Consider the following 17,586-nt stretch of genomic DNA (forward strand, 5'->3'; position numbering starts at 1 on the left):
GTCCGGGCTGGGGCTGGTCAGAGGTGTGCGCGGGCTGGGGCGGACCAGTGGGGAGCGTTCCAGCGGTCGGCGATGGCGGCGGCCCGGGCGAAGTGGGCGGCGGCCTCGTCATCGCGGCCGAGCAGCAGCGCCAGCTCGCCGAGTGTGTGGGCGGCCGGGCGCACGGCCAGCGACAGGCTGGTGGCGCCGGCCGGAGGACCGTCGCGATGAGGGAGCAGGGCCGCGTAGCACTCCTCAGCGGCGCCGGTGTCGTTCAGCGCGATGACGGCCATGGCGCGCAGGGTGGTCAGGAAGGTGAAGAAGAAATCGGGCCGGATCGGGCTCGGTGACGTGCGGGCCCGGCGTGCCTCGTCGCTGCGGCCGGCGGCGTGGAGGGCGAGTGCGAGCAGGTCGGCGACCATCGGGCCGAGCGCCTCGTGGAGAGCGCGCACGTCGTCCAGGTGGTCGCCGAGCGTGCCGTCGTTCAGCCAGATCGCCGCCAGCGCGAGGCGGACGAAGCCGGCGTGCACCGATCCGGCGCGTTCCATGTGTTCGGTGGCCTCGACGTAGAGGCGCTCGGCGTCGGCGAACCGGCCCTCGATGAGCACCAGGGTCGCCAGCGCGATCTCGGCGGCGCCGATCGCCTCCGGCATCCGGTAGGCGCGGGCGAGGTCAAGCGCCTCCCCAGTCACGCGGCGCATCGTCGCCGGGTCGTTGGCCGCAGCGGCGTTCGCGGCCTGGTTGATCAGCCCGGTCACGCGGTAGACGGGCAGGTCGTGCTCGACGCCGATCTCCACCAGCTCGCGGGAGTACTCCTCCCCCCCGGGGTCGCCGGCGAGGACCAGGAGCGCCGCGGCCCGGAGGCGGGGATCGGTGGCGAGGTCGAGGGCTTCCCGCGCCGCCGCCATGACCGTCGGATCGTCCTCGCCCACCAGCTCGTTGGCGTACGCGATGAGAAGGCGGGACCGCACGTCGGGGGCGAGACCGGTCCGCTTGAGCAGGCGGCTGAGGCGGCCGACGATGGGACGGTCGACCGTGCCGTACGTGCGGGCCTGCCAGGGGGTGGGCTCGGTCCAGGCGGTGAACGCGGCGATCATCAGGTCGTCGCGGCCGATCGACTCGGCGTACTCCACGGCCTGCTCGCGCGTGTCCCTGGCCGCAGCGACGGCCCCGGCCCTGATCTGCGCCCGGAGCAGCCTGCCGAGCAGGCCGACGCGCTCGTCCGGTTCGCTGGAGTTGGCGACCGCGTCGGTGAGGAGGGCAGCCGCCACGTCGTGGGCGTAGCGCGCCTCGGCCAGCTCGGCGGCCCGCACGCAATAGCCGACGGCCTTCGGCGAGCCCGCTCGCGCATAGTGATGGGCGAGCGCCGCGACGTCGCCAGTGCCCTCCAGGGCGGCGGCGATCCGGGCGTGCATCCTTGCGGCCCGCAACCGGCTGACGTCGGCGACCAGCGTGTCCCTGACCAGCGCGTGAACGAATCGGACGCGCCCGGGCCCGGGCTCGTCGAGCAACCCCGCGATGACGCCCGCATCCAGCGCGTCCAGCACGCCATCCCCGTCGGAGTCGGCGGCCTGCACGAGCACGTCCACCGAGCTTTCCCTACCGGCCACCGCCGCCAGCCGCAGGACGGACACGCCGCTCTCGGGGAGCCTTGCCAGCCGGCGCCGCAGCACGTCCCGTACGCCCTCAGGGACCTCGGAGAGCGCGACCAGCGCACCCTCGCCGTTCAGCAGCCGCGCGCTCTCCCGCACGTAGAACGGGTTGCCGCCGGTGCGCTCGGCGATCCCCGCCACCGTCGCGTCGTCGGCCTCGCTTTCGGCCCGTACGAGCTCGGCCACCGCCGCGCCGTCGAGCCCGGGCAGCGCGATCCGGAGCGGCGCGGTGCGAGCGAGCGCACCCAGCGTCTCGGTGAGGTGCTCGCTCTCGTCCGAGCGGTACGCCGCGACGACCAGGATCGGGGCCCGCACGCCGACGCCGCCGCCGAGCAGCCCCAGCGTGGTCGTGTCCGCCCAGTGCAGGTCGTCCAGCACGACGGCGACCGGCCGTTCCGTGGCGGCCGCCGCGAGCCAGCCCCACACGGCCCGGCGCAGCCGGAACCGCCCGGCGGCGGCGTCGCTGTCCACCGGCATGGAGTCGGAGAGCAGCGGCGCCAGGTCTTCCGCGAACTCCCCCGGAGGAACGGCCGCGGCGACGACCCGCAGCGCCTCGACCCACGCCCACGCGGGCGGCGCGCCGTCGACCTCCGGACAACGTCCGGCGGCGACGAGCCAGCCGTCGCGCTCCAACTGCGCGCCGAGGTGCTCCAAGAGCGTCGACTTGCCCAGCCCCGCTTCCCCAGTGACAAGAGCGACGCGCGCCCCATCGGCGGCAGCCTCCCCGGCGGCCGAAACCAGCGCGGCAAGCTCGCCCTTCCGCCCCACGAACGAGGCAGCGCGATGCAGGGTCGCGTCGTGCGAGGCCGCGCGGTGCGGGGACGCGTCGTGCAGGCGTGCATCGTGCGGGGGCGTGGCGTGTGGGGGTGTGGTGGCCGGGGGTGGGGGGACGGCCGTGCGGAGGATGTCGATGCGCTGGGCGAGGATCGCCTCTTCCAGGGCGACGAGGTCGGGGCCGGGGTCGAGACCGAGTTCGTCGGCGAAGGTGGCGCGGGCGCGGCGGAGCGTCGCCAGGGCGTCGGCCTGGCGGGCGCTGCTCCACAGCGCAAGGGCGTGCAGGCGCCAGCCCTCTTCGCGCAGGGGTTCGTCGCGGGTGAGGCGCTCGGCCTCGGGGACCACCGAGGCGGGGTCGCCCGTCCGCAGGCCCGCCGCGACGTCGAGCTCGCGGGCGAGCAGGCGCAGCTCGTTCAGGCGGGCGGTCTCGGCGGCGGCCCACGGCTCGTCGTCGACCTCGGCGAACGCGGGTCCCTGCCATAGGCCTAGTGCCTCGGCCAGCCGGGCGCGGGCGGCCTGAGGCTCGGTGAGCGTGCGGGCCTCGTCGAGCAGGTCCTCGAAACGCCACGCGTCCACCGACTTCGGCGGCAGCCGCAGCGCGTAGCCGGGGGAGGCGCTCACCAGGAGGCGGGCCGGGGTTCGGGGCGGGCGGCCGGGCTCCAGCAGCCGGCGCAGGTTGGAGACGTACGCCTGCAGGGAGGCCAGCGCACGGGATGGCGGCTCGCCGCGCCAGAGGTCCTCGATCATCCGGTCGACCGACACGACCTGTCCGCGCGCCGCGACCAGGAGGGCCAGGACGCCGCGCTGCCGCGGCCCGCCCAGGGGGACGGACTCGCCGTTGACCTCGGCGCCGAAAGAGCCCAAAACCCGGATCAAGACCATGACGTGGAACATCGTACGCGCGCGGGTGCTCCAAATCGGTTCCAAGTGCCTTCCAAACGCCCGGGAGCAGCCTTAACACGTCGAACCGATGAAGGGCAGGAACGAAATGAGCGTCAACACCCAGGACATGGAGATCGTCCACCGCGCCTTCCGTCGCGAGTCGCGGCTGCTGATGGAGCTCGTCGCGGGGGTCGCCCCGGGTGACACCGCTCGCGCCAAGGTGATCGCCGACCACTTCCGCGACTACCGGCTGGGACTGAAGAACCACCACGAGGGCGAGGACGAGCTGCTGTGGCCACCGCTGCTGTCCCGGGTCGATCTGGAGGCCGACATCGTGCTGCGCATGGAGGCCCAGCACGAGCGCGTCGCGGCCACGCTGACCAGGCTGGACGCGGCGGTCCCGGCGTGGGAGGCCGCCGCCGGGGCGGACGAGCGCGACACGCTCGTGGCCGCCCTGGCCGACCACCGGGCCGTGCTTCTCGAGCACCTCGACGACGAGGAGGCCACTCTCCTTCCGCTCGCGGCCGAGCACATCACCGAAAAGGAATGGGCCTCCTTGGGCGACCACCTGGTGGCCAACACGCCCAAGTTCACCCTGCTCACCCTCTTCGGCCTCGTCCTGGAGGATGCGAACCCGGCCGAGCGCGCCACGCTCCTGTCCGCCCTTCCCGCTCCGGTACGCGGCATCTGGCACATCATCGGCCGCCCCCGCTACGCCCGCCACATCAGCCGCGTCCGCGCCGCCTGACCAGACCCACAGACTCCCAAGCCCACCAAGCTCCACGAAGCTCACAAAGACTCGCAAGGAGAAGAACAATGTCGCTGAAGAAGGTCAACACCGTCCTGGCCGCCGCCTTCATCCTCTTCATCCTCTGGTTCGGGATGGAGTTCATCCTGAGCCCGGAGACGACGGCGCCGGGCTTCGGCCTGCCGAGCTGGCCGTCTGGCGACGGCGACGGCTTCCTGATCATCAAGGGAATCCGCGACGTCGTCTTGGCCCTGGTCCTGGGCATCCTGCTGGTGACGGGCCACCGCCGGGCGCTGGGCTGGGTGCTGCTGGTGGAGGCCCTCGCCGCGTACGGCGACATGACCACCGTGCTGGCCCACCACGGCTCCGTGGCCACCGCGCTCGGCGTCCACGGCCTGACCGCGACGCTGATGGTGGTCAACGGCCTGCTGATGATGCGCGAGACCCGCAAGGTCGCGGCCGCTCCGGCGATGCCCGCCCCGCAGCCCGCCTGACGCCACCTTGGCGCGTGTCGGCGTTCGCGTGCGCGACATCGCCTCAAGGCTGTTCATCGTCATCGTGCTGGCTGGCGGGACGACCCACCTGCTGGGCTGGTTCACGCTGGCTGCCAGCGCCATACCCGTCGGCGACGCGGTGATCGTGCTGCGCAGCAACGGCCCCAAGGCGGTCGCCTACGGCATCCACGGCGCCACCGCTGCGGTGATGCTGGCGATCAGCGCGCTCCTGCTGATCGCGTCAACCACGCGGTCCGGCGGCAGGAGCTCTTTGAAGCGTCCCGCCATCCAGCAGCGCGGTCAGGGCGCAGCACGGTGTTCCCCGCATTTGTGAGAACTCGAAAGAGGGAGACGACGATGACGATCAACGATTTGCGCGGAGTCCTCAAGGGGTGCGTGCTCCTGGCCGATGACGACGGCTTTGAACAGGCGGCCACCGCGTGGAATCTGACCGTAAGGCAGCCGGTGGCGGAGGCCGCGGATGCCGATGACGTGACGGCGCTCGTGCGTTACGCGCGGCGGGCGGGTATGACGGTGGCCGCGCAGCCGAGCGGGCATGGCGCCTCGGGTGATGTGGAAGGCCTGATCCTGTTGCGTACCGGCCTGCTGAACGAGGTGGAGGTACGCGCGGAGGAGCGCGTGGTCCGGGTGGGCGCGGGCGTGAAGTGGGGGCAGGTGCTGGCGGCGGCCGGTGACCGAGGCGGAGGAGCGCTCCACCGCCGAGAAGCTGGCGGCCCTGGCGGCCGCGCGCGGCGAGGACGAGACGATCGATCCGGTGGCACTGCTGGTGTTCATCATGGCGCTCGTGCAGGCCTGGCCGAGCAGGTACGGCGCGCTGGGCCGCCCCTCGTTCGCGGACGCCGCCGCCCAGCGGGCCACCGTCGTGGAGGCGGTCCGCCGCCTGACCGTGGGACCGGCATGATCACCGAGTTACGATGACGCCCGTTCCCCTCGCGCAGAAGGAGTAGCCATCGCCAGCTTCGCGGAGGTGCTGCGTCGCCACCGGCACGCGGCACGCCTGACCCTGGAGCAGCTCGCCGAGGCCTCCGGGGTCAGCGCAAGGACGCTGTCGGACATGGAGCGCGGCCGCAGCAAGGGCCCTCAGCAGCGGACCGTCACCGCCCTCGCGGACGCGCTCTCCTTGGCCGAGGACGACCGCGAGCAGCTCATCGAGCTGGCGCGAGACGGCCGCCTGAAGGATCGCTGGACGCGCCCGGCGGGTCTGTGCGAGCTCCCCAGAACCGTGGACGATTTCACCGGCCGGGATGCCGAGCTTGCCTGGACGGACGATCTCGTGCATGCCGACATGTCCACGAGGGTCGCCGGGGTGGGGCTCATCACCGGCCCCGCCGGTCTGGGTAAGACCACGTTCGCCGTTCGCGCCGCCCACACGCTGCGGTCGAGCTTTCCTGACGGGGTCTTCTTCCTCGATCTGTTCGGCATGTCCCCGGAGCCGCTCGCTGTTGACGAGGCGCTGACGTTGCTGCTTCGGGCGCTCGGTGTCGCGGATCAGCAGCTGCCCCCTGATATCCCCGGCCGTGCTTCGTTGTACCGTTCGCTGCTGCGAGACCGGCGCGTCCTGGCCGTGCTCGACAACGCCGCCTCGGAGGAGCAGGTCCGCCCGTTGCTGCCGGCTGACGGTGCGAGCAGGGCGCTCGTGACCAGCCGACGGCTGCTGGCCGGGCTGGAAGGCGTGCGCAGGCTGACTCTGGGACCGCTGCCCCTGCCGGAGGCCGCCGAGCTGCTGACCGGGATCGTCGGCGAACGCCAGGAGAGCGTCCTCACCGAGCTCGCCCGCCTGTGCGGCGGGCTGCCGCTGGCGTTGCGGATCATCGGGAACCGGCTGCTCAGCAGGCCCGAATGGGATCCGGCCGAGCTGGTGGCCAGGATGACGGACGAGGAACGGCGCCTGGGCCAGCTCAAAGCGGGTGACCTGGAGATCGCCACCGCTTTCGGGATGTCGTACGAGCAGCTGGCGACCTCGACCAGGCGGGTCTTCCGGCGGCTCGCGCTGGTGCCCGGCCGGGATTTCGACGCCACCCTCGCCGCCATCGCTGCCGGGGTCTCGATCGGGGAGGCCTGGGACGCTCTCGACGAGCTCGTCGACCTCGGCCTGCTGCAGGACGCCCCGTCCGGCCGCTACCGCTTCCACGACCTGGTCCGCCTGTTCGCTCGGGACAGACTGGACAAGGAGGACGGCGAGGCCGAGCGTCACGCGGTCACCGAGACGGTGACGTCCTGGCTGCTGCGGATGGCCACCGCCGCGGGGCGGTGGTTCGAGCCTGCCTACGGCCGTCCCGAGTCTGGTCTCTCCTCCGCGGAAGAGGCCGACCACTGGCTGCGTGTGAACGTGGACAACTGGCTGGGTGCGTTACGGACGGCGGCGATTGCCGACCGGCACGCCGCCGTCCTCGACTGCGCCGAGTCCATGGACTGGTTCTCCGACCGGTGGATGCACGCGCCGCACTGGCAGGAGGTCTTCACTCTCGGTGCCGAGGCCGCCGCCGCGCTGGATGATCCGGTACGGCAGGCCAGGCAGCTGAACTTGCTGGCCTGGGTTCACCTGATACCCCGAGACGACCCGGAAACCGCACTGCGATACGCAAACCAGGCCCTGGATCTGGCCACCCACAGCGGCGCCACCGCGCAGATCGCCTCGGCGCGCCACACCGCGGGAGGCGCGCTTCGAAAGCTCGGACGGCTCGATGAGGCCACCGCGGCGGAAACCCGGGCCGCGCAGATGTTCAAGGCCGACGGCGACATCGACTCCTACGCCCAGTGTCTCGGCGCCCTCGGCTCCTGCCTGCGCGACGCCGGACACTACGCCGAGGCGCTGGAGCAGTACCTCGACCTGTGGGCCCTGGTGAACGACGAGCAGTCCGGGATGACGCCGGGCATCGCGGCGTTCACCCGCCCGATCGCCCTCGCCCGCGTCGGCGAATGTCTGGGACTGCTCGGCCGGCGAGCCGAGGCGATCATCAAACTCACCGAGGCGATCAGCCTCATGGAGCAGGCGCAGCTGCCCGCTCCGCAGGCCCGCGCCCTGGAGACGCTGGCCGCCCTGCTGGCCGGCGCGGGCAGGACCGACGAGAGCCGCGACGCCTACGCGCGGGCGGCCGAGGTGTACGAGGCCATCGCAGACCGCGAGTCGAGCAGCCGCTGCCGTGACCTGGCGACCGCCGCATCCTGACGCGCAGCCCTACTTCTGCGTGCTGTTCTGCGTGGTCCGTGATCTTCCGCGCGGCTTGGATTGAGCGCACTGGGACAGGCGTCCGGCCTGTCCATCCAGGTCAGGAGCGACCATGACCATCAAGAACATCGTGCTGGTGCACGGTGGCTTCGTGGACGGATCCGGCTGGCAGGGCGTCTACGACGAGCTCACCAGGCACGGGTTCCGCGTCCACGTGGTGCAGAATCCGACGCTGTCGCTGGAGGGCGACGTCGCGGTGACCCGCCGCGTTCTGGACTCGCTCGACGGCCCGGCCGTGCTGGTCGGCCACTCCTACGGCGGCGTCGTCATCACCGAGGCGGGCACCCACCCCAACGTCGCCTCCCTCGCCTACATCGCGGCGTTCGCCGCCGACAAGGGCGAGTCGGTCAACGCCCTCATCGCCGACCCGCCGCCCGGCGCGCCGGTGCCGCCGATCCTGCCGCCGGTGGAGGGGTTCCTGTTCCTCGACCGCGACAAGTTCCACGGCTCCTTCGCCGCCGACCTGCCCGACCAGGTGGCCGCGTTCATGGCCGACTCCCAGGTCCCTTGGGGCGTCGACGCGCTCGGCGGTACGGTCACCGAGCCCGCCTGGCGGCACAAGTCGGCCTGGTACCTGGTGGCCACCGAGGACCGGATGATCCCGCCGCCGGCCCAGCGGGCCATGGCCGAGCGCGCAGGGGCGACCGTCGTCGAGGTCGTCGGCAGCCACTCCGTGTACGTCTCCCAGCCCGCCGCCGTCGCCGACCTCATCCGCCAGGCCGCCGGCTAACCCTTTCTCAGCCCGGCCCTCGACCTGCGGGGGCCGGCGCCACCTCTCTTTCTTGGAGAAGGCCATGAACCGTCCTGTCGCCTTGTCGCGCCGTCTGATGCTCTCCGTCGCTGTCGGTGGCCTGGCCGCCGCGCTGCTGGCCGTACCGTCCGCGTCCGCTTCCACCGTCGCGTCCGATACGGCCAAGCCGACGATCGTGCTGGTGCACGGCGGTTTCGCCGACGCCTCCGGCTGGAACGCGGTGATCCAGCGGCTCCAGCGTGACGGATACAAGACGATCGCGCCCGCCAACCCGCTGCGCGGGCTGCCGACCGACGCGCCGTACATCAAGAGCGTCCTGAAGTCGATCGACGGGCCGATCGTGCTCGTCGCCCACTCGTACGGCGGAGCGGTGATCACCAACGCCGCCGTCGGTGTCGACAACGTCAAGGCGCTCGTCTACATCGCCGCCATGGTGCCCGACGAGGGTGAGAAGCTCGTCGACCTGTTCGGGAAGTTCCCCGGCAGCCAGATCCCGGACTCCGTCCAGGAGGTGCCCTATCCGGGCGGCGTCGACCTTTACCTCAAGCCGGATACGTTCCGGGGCGCTTTCGCCGCCGACCTGCCCGAGTCCACCACGCGCCTCATGCAGGCCACCCAGCGTCCGTTCGCCGCCTCCTCCTACACCGACACGACCACGGGAGCGGCCTGGCACACCATCCCGTCCTGGGCGCTGGTGGCCACCCAGGACAAGGCCATCCCGCCCGCCCTGGAGCGCTTCTTCTACAAGCGCGCCAAGTCCCACGTCTACGAGGCGAAGGGCGCCTCCCACGTACCGGTGATCAGCCAGCCTGGCCTCGTGACGAGCGTCATCAAGGACGCGGCCCGTGCCGTTGACTGATGTGGAGACCGTCCGCGGCCGGGTGCGGGCGGATGAGCTGAAGACGGTCCTGATGCACGAGCACGTGTTCGTGACCACTCCGGAGATCCAGCTCAACTACCCGCACCTGTGGGACGAGGACGAGCGCGTCGCCGACGCAGTGCGCAAGCTCACCGCGCTGAAACAGGCCGGCGTGGACACCATCGCCGACCCGACGGTGATCGGGCTCGGCCGCGACATCGCCCGCATCGCGAAGGTCAACGCCCTGGTCGACATCAACATCATCGTGGCGACCGGCATCTACACCTACAGCGACGTCCCGCACTTCTTCCAGTACCACGGCCCAGGGACGCTGCTCGGCGGTGACGACCAGATGGTGTCGATGTTCGTCCAGGACCTGACCGAGGGCATCGCGGGAACGGGAATCAAGGCCGCTTTCCTCAAGTGCGCGCTGGAAGGCGAGCTGACTCCCGGCGTCGAACGGGTCCTGAGGGCGGTGGCCGAGACGCACAAGCGCACCGGCGCACCGATCACCGTACACACCAATCCGGTCAGACGAACCGGGCTGGTGGCGCAGCGCATCCTGAAGGAGGAGGGCGTCGACCTCGGCGCGGTGGTGATCGGACACAGTGGCGACACCGCCGACCTGGACTACGTGCAGGAGCTGATCGACAACGGCTCCTACGCGGGGAATGGACAGGTTCGGTCTGGACATCCTGCCGAACTGGCACTACACCCACATCCACGACGCGGTCCTCCCGGCACTACGCCAGGCCGGGGTCACCGACGACCAGCTCGACACCATGCTGATCGACAACCCTCGCCGCTACTTCACCTGAATGCCGCCTTTCAGGAGTCCCTATGAGCTTGCCGCGTCCCGGCACCCACACCGTGAGCCTTCACGGTGTCCTACACCGCTACCACGTCGCGGGCTCCGGCCCGCTGTGCCTCGTCCACCCCGGCGGGCCCGGGCTCGGCTGGGAGTACCTGCGGATGCCGGACCTGGAACAGCACCTGACGCTGGTCTATCTCGAACCGATCGGAACCGGCGGATCCGGACACCTGTCCCGCCCGCAGGACTACCGCATCGACACCTACGCCCAGTTCCTGCACAGCCTCATCGAACACCTGAACGTGCAGAAGCCGTTCCTGCTCGGCCACTCCCACGGTGGCTTCGTCGCGCAACGCTACGCACTCGACCACCCCGCCGCCCTAGCGGGCCTGATCCTGTACGACACGTCGCCCCAGACCGGGGAGCGGTTCTGGAACCAGGCGCTCAGCAACCTCGACCGCCTGCCGGAGCGACACCCCGGCCAGCCCGAGGCCGCCACGATTCCGCAAGCCTTCCGCCAGACCTTGGCCGCCACCGACAACGAATCCTGCACCCAGGGCCTGCACGCCATCCTGCCCGCCTACTTCGCCGACTACTGGGCGCATGAGGCCGAACTGGCTCCGCTCCGGGCGCGCCTGCGCGCGTGGGTCGACCCGATGCGCGCGAACGAATCTCCCTTCGACCATCGCGACCGGCTCGGCGAGATCACCATGCCCACCCTGATCATCAGCGGAGCCCACGACTTCATCTGCGGCCCGCTCTGGGGACGGCAACTGCACGAAGGCATCCTCCGTTCCCAATTCGTCCTCCTGGACAAGAGCGGCCATCTGGGACACCTCGAAGAACCCGACGCCTTCACCTCCGCGATCACGGGATTCACCCGAGCGACGGCGTAGCTACCTGCGCCTGCTCAGGACGTCGGCCAGTAGGTTGAGCGCCTCGATCACGCGCGCGCGGGTCCGCGCCCAACCCCTCCAGCAACTCGGCCTCCCTGGCCAACTGCAGGGGGAAAACGGCATCGACGGCCGCTTCACCGGCGGGCGTCAGCAGTACCAGGGCCGCTCGCCGGTCGGTCGGGTTGGGTTCTCTCACGACCAAGCCGCGGCTCGCCAGCCGGGTCAGCGTCTTGCTGATCGCCGCACGGGAGTGGCGCATCTGATCGGCCAGGTGGCGTGCGATCGTCGGGCTGGGGTCGTGTCGCAGCGACGCCCGCGGATCCGAACGGCCGGGCTGCCCAGTCGGCCGTCTTGGTGCAGCCGTCTTTGCCCCGGCACCCGAGGCCGCCTCCTCGTGGCTGTAGGAGGCGCCGCTGGGATCGGGGACTTCCCCCTTCACGCGCCAGTCTGGTGCGTGCGCGTCCGCACCCAGCGGTCGGGCGCAGGCCGTAGCCGCAGGTCTTCGATGGCCATCTTGGGTTCTTGGCCCCTTCTCGCAGGTCAGAACGATGTGATCTTGTCAGATATGTAAGGGCACGGTGCTGAACCGGGCAGCCATAAGCGATTACTTCGCGCGCGTGCTTCGTGCACACGCGCGAAGGTAGGTCTTCGAGGAGGATGCGTGCGGGAATTGGCGCTAGACAGGCGATCTTCGTTCGGTGCCTGAGCGTGCCTGACGCCGACAGCCGTCATCGGTACGGCCCGCCCGGATTGCTTTCCCTCCTCGGCGGGATATCAGCCGTTGACGTATGCGTACTCGCCGACGGACGCGTCCCGCATGGTGAACCGCGCGCCGGTCAGACGCGCCTTGGCGGTCCCGTTGGCGGCCATGATCGGCGTGTCCACGCCGGTCAAGGCCAGTTCGCTGCCGGCAGGCTCAAGGTCCTTGAGCTTGCCGCCGAGGCGTACCGGGTTGGCCGCATACAGGGTGCCGGCCGGGGTGACGATGTCGAACTCGGCGTCGAGGTGCAGTTCGCTGGCGAACCGCACCCGGCTCAGGCTGTCCTCGTTCCCCTCGCCGAGGGTGCCACCGGACGGCCGCGGCCAGCTGGCGCGCAACATCACGCGGCCGCCGAGGGCGTCGCTGTGACCGACCATGGCCAGGCGCGACATCTGGGCCAGCACGCCGGCCCCGTCATCGTGCTTGTCGGGCCCGAACAGCAAGATCTCGGCGCCCGCCGCCTTGAGGTAGTCGCCAGCCACGTCGATGCGCTCGGTCTTGCCGTTGATCTCGACGTCGATGCTGCCTTCCATCGACACCTGCATGATCATCGAGGGGTCGACGAGCATCGACATGAACGGGGCCGCGCTCGGAGCGAAGAACAGTGTGGGCGTGATGCCGGTCGGCTCGTTGTCGTCGTCGGCCGGGTACCACGCCTCGGGCAGGGTGGTGCCGCGCAGCACGTTCGGCGCGTGGGCGATGTCGAACGGGCCGTCGCCGCGTGGGATGCCGTGGTAGGGCCTGGTGAGCGGCTTCGTGTGTGGGGGGACGTTGTCGATGACGGCGTAGGTGTCGATGGCGTTGCGGTGCACCAATCGCAGGGTGCTGGTCTCCAGGATGCCGAAGCGGCGGATGTGCATCTGCGCAGGGAAGTTCTTGCCCGGCGCGATCTGCCGCACGTGCCCGGTGCTGGGCAGGAACGGGTTGGACAGCAGCTGGATACGGTCGTCGAGTTCGTAGCTGAAGCCCTTGATGCCGGCCTCGGGAGCGCTGCCCAGCTCCTGCTCGAGCTCGGCGCGGCCACTGTCGTCCACGCGGGTCTCGAAGCCGGGCATCGGCCACGTGTTGATCTGAACTAACCCGGAGAGGTTGATCGTCTCGCGGCGGCCCGCGTAGTAGTCGTCGCCGAACACGACGGTGGCGCAGGCGAGGAGGTGGGCCCGGATCGGTTTGGGCTCGAGGTTGAGAGACTCATAAGTCTCTCGAAAAGTAGTCATATCGTCACGGTATCGCCGAGTTGTGCGTGAAGATCTACGGCAGGCCGCGAGGGGAACCACGCCGAGTTTATTGGAGGCCTCCAAGAATCCCGGACCGGTTTACCTGGCCCGTGGACACCACGCTGGCCGATGGCTGCTCTATGGTTGCTCCTGCGCGTTCGATCTGCCGTGAAGCTCAAGCCTCATCACGGAGTTCTGGCCCTGCGCAGCCTACAAAGAAGTGGACAAATAACGCATATTGCCGATGGTCAAGAACGCGTGGTTGCTCGGTGGCTGCTCGCGCGTACGCGATACAGCGCGACATCAACCGCTACTTCCCAGCACGATGATGGGGATGATCGTGGACAGAGCGATAGGAAACGTCACCCCGCGGCACTCAGCGGCACCAATAGAACCGACTCATAATCCGTGGGTCGTGGGTTCAAGTCCCACCCGCCCTACTCGACGAAATCCTTCTAGCTTGGGACTTCATCGGCTCACCTGAATCCGTGGGTTGCTCGGCCTCCTCTTGGGAGACCGAAGGGAGACCGCCAATGTGGGACGCTCCAACGGCGACCGCGCGAGGCACCAGAGCGACGCTCGCCTCGGCCAGTTGACTTACGCCCACGTCCTCAGCCTCGTTGGCAAGGACATAGCTGCTGAGAGTGCCGAACTCGACTACAAGGCGTAGGCCTACCCAAGGACGAGGCTGCGGCGTAGCCGGCGAGAAACAAACGCGACGACAAGCACAAGGAGGCTCAGATGTCCTACGACTACCCGCCCGAGCCGCTTGGCGTCATCGACGACGACCGGCTCCGGCTGATCTTCATCTGCTGTCACCCGCCGCTGGCGGTGGAAGCGCGTGGCGCTGAAGCTGCGCATGGTCGCCGGCCTGACCATGCCCGAGATCGTCTGTGCCTTCCTGGTGCAGGGGACCACCATGGAGCAGCGCATCACCCGCGCGAAGGCCAAGATCAAGGATGCGCGCATCCCCTATCCGATGCCGTCCGCCGAGAGTCTGCAGGCACTCGTCTCCGGCGTCCGACCAAGGCGAGCACGCCGACGGTCGGGCTCGCGCAAGCGTGCCCCACAAAGATCGCCCCCGCGCCTGCGGTCCGGCGCGCTTCCTGAGTCAGCTTGCAGGCGCCTCCGCAAGGCCGAGATGACCTGTCGCGCGCCGGACTGGCTCCGGCGACACGGTGGCGCAGGGTCCGACGCCCCGGGACCGAGCCCTGGTGGACATGGTCGAAGGCCGCTCCAAAGCAGTGCTCAAGACCTGGCTCGACGCCCAAAGCAGCGCCTTCCGCAATGGGTTCGAGGTCGTGGCGATGGACGGGTTCACCGGCTTCGAGACCGCCGCCGCTGAGGCCGTCCCCGACGCGGTCGCGGTCATGGATCCCTTCCACGTCGTAGCGCTGGCCGGCGACGCCCTCGACCGATGTCGGCGACGCATCGTCGCCGCCTACCGCGACCCGAATCGAGCCTCCGCGAAGACCAACCTGGCCAAGACCATCACCGTCATCAGCGCGACGGCGCCCGCGGCACTGACCGAGCTGATCACACTCGGGCGAACGCTCAAACGCCGGGCCGACATGTGTCGGCCTACTTCGACCGGGTCGGCGCCCGCAACGGACCGGCTGAAGCGATCAACGGCCGCCTCGAACACCTACGCGGCACCGCGCTGGGCTTCCGCACCCTCGCCAACTACATCGCACGATCACTACTCGGGGCTGGCGGGTTCAGGCCACAACTCCACCCTCAGATGGGATGAGCCCGGAAAGTTGTGAAAGAAATCCGGGAGGTGTGTCGGATCGGGGCGGTGGTGTTCGTAGCAGGGGTGAGGCCGCCACAAGGCGCGCGCGACCGACTTCCCGCAAGGAGACACCATGCCTGCCACCTACACCTTCGACATCTTCTCCACGCTCGACGGCTTTGCCAACCACGACGGCGACTGGGGCGGCTACTGGGGCAAGCAGGGCCCCGAACTCCTCGCCTATCGCGCCGCTGCCTACCGCGACCCGCTGCGCATGGTGCTCGGGGCCACGACCTACTCCTCGAACGCGCCGTTCCTTGACGCAGGCTTCGACCGCAGCCTGTTCGACGGGTGGATCACGCGCATGTTCGACTCCCCGGTCACGGTGCTCTCCAGCCGGCTGACCGAGCCGCTGGAGTGGCCGGACACGACCATCGAGTCCGGCGATCCTGTCGAGGTCGTCAAGCGCCTCAAGGCCGAATCCGATGTGCCGCTGCGCTCCCACGGCAGCCTGACGCTCAACCGGACGCTGCTGAACGCCGGCCTGATCGACGCCATCGAGGTGACGGTCTTCCCAGTCATCTCCGGGACGACCGGCGTGGACCGGATCTTCGACGGTGCGGACGACTTCGACCTCGAGCTGCTCGAGGCCCGGACCTTCGACGGCCACACCCAGGTGCTGACCTACCGGCCGACCCGACACAGTTGATCGGCGACGAGCCGTGCCGGGATCGTCATCCTCGCCGCGTGCGTGGGTGCTCCTGACGTCCACACGTTGACCAGGGATCTCGGCGACCAGCGCGCCGCGTGCGCGGCCTTGACGCGGGCACCGGATCTGGCCGAACCCGAGCGGCTGATCGTTTCCCTTCGCGATGGCGCATGGCTCCTCGAGACCATGCCGGCGGCCCGGACCTCGCACGGCGCGCTGATCAACGACATCCTCGATGCCGTCGAACACGGCAACCCCGCCGCTCCGCCGACCGCGGAGGAGCTCAGCTCCGGGGAGCTTCGCGTCTTCCGCTACCTTCCGACGCATCTGACCAGGCCCGAGATCGCCGGCGAACTGTCGGTCTCACTGAACACCGTCAACACTCATATCCGCAGGATCTACGCCAAACTCGGCGCCACCGACCGCTCGGCCGGCGGCGCCACGTCCGTCTTCAACCGGTAGGGGCCCGACAGCTTGAGGTAGCAGTACCCGCCGGCGAGCAGCGGCAGGAGTTCGGCGCGGCCCCGTAGTCGGTTGCGGTCATCGATCTTTTCTCCGGTCGCTCGAATGGTCGTTCCTCACCGAGAATCCGGGAAAGCGGAGGTGCTGGGGCATCGCACGAACAGGTGAGGGGCACGACGGGCAGCGGAGGGCCCGCATCTGACGCAGGATGAGAGCGAGCGGCTCGAAACTCCCGCGGAACCTACTCACCAAGAAGCCGTGCGCGTGCCGGACCCGGAGGGTGAACCATGCAGTCGGGATCGTTGTGGGGACGGACCGAGCCTATGGCGCGGGCGTTGGCGGTAGTGCGCGGAGCGCAGCGGCACGGGCTCGGCGGGATCCTGGTGATCGGCGGGCCCGCCGGGGTCGGTAAGACGGCGCTGACCTGGGAGGTACGGCGGCAGGCGGCCCGGATGGGGCTCAGGGTCGCCGCCGGGCAGTGCGATCCCGCGCAGCAGTCGGCACCCGGAGCCGCCGTGATCGCGCTGCTGCGGGCAGGGCGCGAACCGTTGCTCGACAGCGATGCTTATGCGGATCTCGTGCGCATGGCAGCGGAACCGCTGCCCGTCGCCGATCGGATCGGGGATCATCTGGCCGGTGCCGCGGGTAGCGGGCCGCTGCTGATCGCGCTGGACGATCTGCATCGAGCCGACCCGACCAGCCGATTCCTGTTGCGCACCGTGATTGCGCGGCTGGCCGGGCTGCCCATCGTCTGGGTGCTGGCCGGGTGTGACGATCTTTTCGTCGGTGAGCTGGCCGGAGCGGACGATCTCCGGGTCGAGCAGATACGGCTGCAGCCGCTGGCCACCGTCGATCTGGTCACCATGGCCACTGACCGGCTGGGGCACGGGCCTGACGAGCGCACCTCGCGATACCTCGACGCCACGGGTGGCAATCCTCGGTTCGCTGTGCGGATCATCGACAGCGTCGCGCGGGGTGCGGCCGATTCGGTGGCGGCCGAGTTCCACGCCATGGTCAGCGGCCGCCTTGCCCGGCTCGGCGAGGCTGCCCAGAGCGTGGTGCGCCTGCTGGCCGTGGCCGGCAGGCCCTTGACGATCGGCGAGATCGACGCGCTGCTGCCGGACACCGCCGCCCATCGCGAGGACGACGTGGTGTCCGAGGTCCTGGATTCCGGGTTGACCACGGCGGTCCGCGAGGGACTGTCCTGCCGCCACGAGCTGGTAAGCCAGGCCGTACGCGATTGCACACGTGCGTCGCACGTAAGAAGGCTGCATCGGCGGCTCGCCGAGTACTACCTCACTGATTCCGTACGGCCGGCGCAGGCGGTGGCCCATGCGCGGGCCGCCGCCGAGCCGGGGGATGCGAGCAGCGGCATGACCCTGCTCGTGGCCGCGGAATCGCTCGCCGACACCGACCCGGACTGCGCCAGCGAGCTGGCCACGCACGAGGATTGCCATCGGCCTCGGCGATGATGCGGTCGCGTACGCGCGGGTCGAGCCGCACCTGCCACGGGGAGCCCAGGAGCTCGACGGCCGCTGCACGGGCCAACCCGCCGATGCGCTGCGCAGGCAGATCTTCCAGTTCAGGCCTCTCCACCAGCTCCCGCACGG

16 protein-coding genes and 2 pseudogenes are annotated in these 17,586 nt (G+C 70.0%); 14 read left to right on the forward strand and 4 right to left on the reverse strand.

Annotation, left to right across the window (positions count from 1 at the left end):
* Positions 1 to 17: 17 nt before the first annotated feature.
* The gene (locus tag ABT294_RS29540; protein WP_350809551.1) at positions 18 to 3,287 is read right to left on the reverse strand and encodes an ATP-binding protein; all 3,270 of its coding nucleotides are present in this window, start codon (positions 3,285 to 3,287) and stop codon (positions 18 to 20) included.
* A gap of 106 nt (positions 3,288 to 3,393) precedes the next feature.
* On the opposite strand from ABT294_RS29540, the gene ABT294_RS29545 reads away from it, so the two are divergent.
* The 10 genes and pseudogenes from ABT294_RS29545 to ABT294_RS29595 all read left to right on the forward strand — a co-directional run bounded on the left by ABT294_RS29545 (position 3,394) and on the right by ABT294_RS29595 (position 11,096).
* On the forward strand, positions 3,394 to 4,035 hold the full coding sequence (locus ABT294_RS29545) for a hemerythrin domain-containing protein (protein ID WP_350809552.1): 642 nt from the start codon (positions 3,394 to 3,396) through the stop codon (positions 4,033 to 4,035).
* A 68-nt stretch (positions 4,036 to 4,103) separates the two neighbouring features.
* Complete coding sequence (locus ABT294_RS29550) at positions 4,104 to 4,529, forward strand: DUF4267 domain-containing protein (RefSeq protein ID WP_350809553.1); 426 nt, start codon at positions 4,104 to 4,106, stop codon at positions 4,527 to 4,529.
* A gap of 28 nt (positions 4,530 to 4,557) precedes the next feature.
* On the forward strand, positions 4,558 to 4,863 hold the full coding sequence (locus ABT294_RS29555) for a DUF4267 domain-containing protein (protein ID WP_350809554.1): 306 nt from the start codon (positions 4,558 to 4,560) through the stop codon (positions 4,861 to 4,863).
* Between the two features lie 23 nt (positions 4,864 to 4,886).
* Positions 4,887 to 5,174: pseudogene (locus ABT294_RS29560) on the forward strand (FAD-binding protein); the annotation flags it as partial.
* A gap of 46 nt (positions 5,175 to 5,220) precedes the next feature.
* Entirely contained in the window at positions 5,221 to 5,451 is a 231-nt protein-coding gene (locus tag ABT294_RS29565; protein WP_350809555.1) for a hypothetical protein, read from the forward strand.
* Between the two features lie 66 nt (positions 5,452 to 5,517).
* The gene (locus ABT294_RS29570; RefSeq protein ID WP_350809556.1) at positions 5,518 to 7,719 is read left to right on the forward strand and encodes an ATP-binding protein; all 2,202 of its coding nucleotides are present in this window, start codon (positions 5,518 to 5,520) and stop codon (positions 7,717 to 7,719) included.
* Between the two features lie 112 nt (positions 7,720 to 7,831).
* Positions 7,832 to 8,509, forward strand: a complete 678-nt coding sequence (locus ABT294_RS29575; RefSeq protein WP_350809557.1) for an alpha/beta fold hydrolase — start codon at positions 7,832 to 7,834, stop codon at positions 8,507 to 8,509.
* Positions 8,510 to 8,573: 64 nt separating this feature from the next.
* On the forward strand, positions 8,574 to 9,389 hold the full coding sequence (locus ABT294_RS29580; RefSeq protein ID WP_350809558.1) for an alpha/beta fold hydrolase: 816 nt from the start codon (positions 8,574 to 8,576) through the stop codon (positions 9,387 to 9,389).
* Entirely contained in the window at positions 9,376 to 10,233 is an 858-nt protein-coding gene (locus ABT294_RS29585) for a phosphotriesterase family protein (protein ID WP_502912155.1), read from the forward strand. The genes ABT294_RS29580 and ABT294_RS29585 overlap by 14 nt, the downstream gene beginning before the upstream one ends.
* Positions 10,230 to 11,096, forward strand: coding sequence for an alpha/beta fold hydrolase (locus ABT294_RS29595; protein ID WP_350809559.1), 867 nt, complete (start codon positions 10,230 to 10,232; stop codon positions 11,094 to 11,096). Before ABT294_RS29585 ends, ABT294_RS29595 begins: the two co-directional genes overlap by 4 nt.
* On the opposite strand, the gene ABT294_RS29600 is transcribed toward ABT294_RS29595, so the two are convergent.
* From ABT294_RS29600 to ABT294_RS29610, 3 genes are all read right to left on the reverse strand, one after another.
* Positions 11,077 to 11,535 carry a MarR family winged helix-turn-helix transcriptional regulator gene (locus ABT294_RS29600; protein WP_350809560.1) on the reverse strand — a complete coding sequence of 153 codons (459 nt, stop codon included), beginning with the start codon at positions 11,533 to 11,535 and terminating at the stop codon, positions 11,077 to 11,079. The two genes, ABT294_RS29595 and ABT294_RS29600, sit on opposite strands and share 20 nt — an antisense overlap.
* Positions 11,536 to 11,870: 335 nt before the next feature.
* A complete protein-coding gene (locus tag ABT294_RS29605) occupies positions 11,871 to 13,073 on the reverse strand; it encodes a DUF6004 family protein (protein WP_350809561.1) in 1,203 nt (400 codons plus the stop codon).
* Positions 13,074 to 13,745: 672 nt separating this feature from the next.
* On the reverse strand, positions 13,746 to 14,042 hold the full coding sequence (locus tag ABT294_RS29610; RefSeq protein ID WP_350809562.1) for a hypothetical protein: 297 nt from the start codon (positions 14,040 to 14,042) through the stop codon (positions 13,746 to 13,748).
* 242 nt (positions 14,043 to 14,284) lie between these two features.
* Here ABT294_RS29610 and ABT294_RS29615 point away from each other — a divergent pair.
* From ABT294_RS29615 to ABT294_RS29630, 4 genes and pseudogenes are all read left to right on the forward strand, one after another.
* A pseudogene (locus ABT294_RS29615) lies at positions 14,285 to 14,823 on the forward strand (transposase); the annotation flags it as partial.
* Positions 14,824 to 14,938: 115 nt separating this feature from the next.
* On the forward strand, positions 14,939 to 15,514 hold the full coding sequence (locus ABT294_RS29620; RefSeq protein WP_350809563.1) for a dihydrofolate reductase family protein: 576 nt from the start codon (positions 14,939 to 14,941) through the stop codon (positions 15,512 to 15,514).
* A gap of 42 nt (positions 15,515 to 15,556) precedes the next feature.
* Positions 15,557 to 15,976 (forward strand): helix-turn-helix transcriptional regulator, encoded by a 420-nt coding sequence (locus ABT294_RS29625; RefSeq protein WP_350809564.1) that lies wholly within the window; start codon positions 15,557 to 15,559, stop codon positions 15,974 to 15,976.
* Positions 15,977 to 16,263: 287 nt separating this feature from the next.
* A complete protein-coding gene (locus tag ABT294_RS29630; RefSeq protein WP_350809565.1) occupies positions 16,264 to 17,448 on the forward strand; it encodes an AAA family ATPase in 1,185 nt (394 codons plus the stop codon).
* The last annotated feature ends 138 nt before the right edge of the window (positions 17,449 to 17,586 follow it).

Source organism: Nonomuraea sp. NPDC000554 (assembly GCF_040300065.1).
In the GTDB taxonomy this organism is placed as follows: Bacteria; Actinomycetota; Actinomycetes; order Streptosporangiales; family Streptosporangiaceae; genus Nonomuraea.

Excerpts from the sequence above, each read along its gene's own strand:
- ABT294_RS29540 (WP_350809551.1), bottom strand. The coding sequence starts at position 3,287 with ATGGTCTTGATCCGGGTTTTGGGCTCTTTCGGCGCCGAGGTCAACGGC.
- ABT294_RS29620 (WP_350809563.1), top strand. The coding sequence starts at position 14,939 with ATGCCTGCCACCTACACCTTCGACATCTTCTCCACGCTCGACGGCTTT.
- ABT294_RS29575 (WP_350809557.1), top strand. The coding sequence starts at position 7,832 with ATGACCATCAAGAACATCGTGCTGGTGCACGGTGGCTTCGTGGACGGA.
- ABT294_RS29605 (WP_350809561.1), bottom strand. The coding sequence starts at position 13,073 with ATGACTACTTTTCGAGAGACTTATGAGTCTCTCAACCTCGAGCCCAAA.
- ABT294_RS29595 (WP_350809559.1), top strand. The coding sequence starts at position 10,230 with ATGAGCTTGCCGCGTCCCGGCACCCACACCGTGAGCCTTCACGGTGTC.
- ABT294_RS29580 (WP_350809558.1), top strand. The coding sequence starts at position 8,574 with ATGAACCGTCCTGTCGCCTTGTCGCGCCGTCTGATGCTCTCCGTCGCT.
- ABT294_RS29610 (WP_350809562.1), bottom strand. The coding sequence starts at position 14,042 with ATGCGCGCATCCTTGATCTTGGCCTTCGCGCGGGTGATGCGCTGCTCC.
- ABT294_RS29550 (WP_350809553.1), top strand. The coding sequence starts at position 4,104 with ATGTCGCTGAAGAAGGTCAACACCGTCCTGGCCGCCGCCTTCATCCTC.
- ABT294_RS29545 (WP_350809552.1), top strand. The coding sequence starts at position 3,394 with ATGAGCGTCAACACCCAGGACATGGAGATCGTCCACCGCGCCTTCCGT.
- ABT294_RS29630 (WP_350809565.1), top strand. The coding sequence starts at position 16,264 with ATGCAGTCGGGATCGTTGTGGGGACGGACCGAGCCTATGGCGCGGGCG.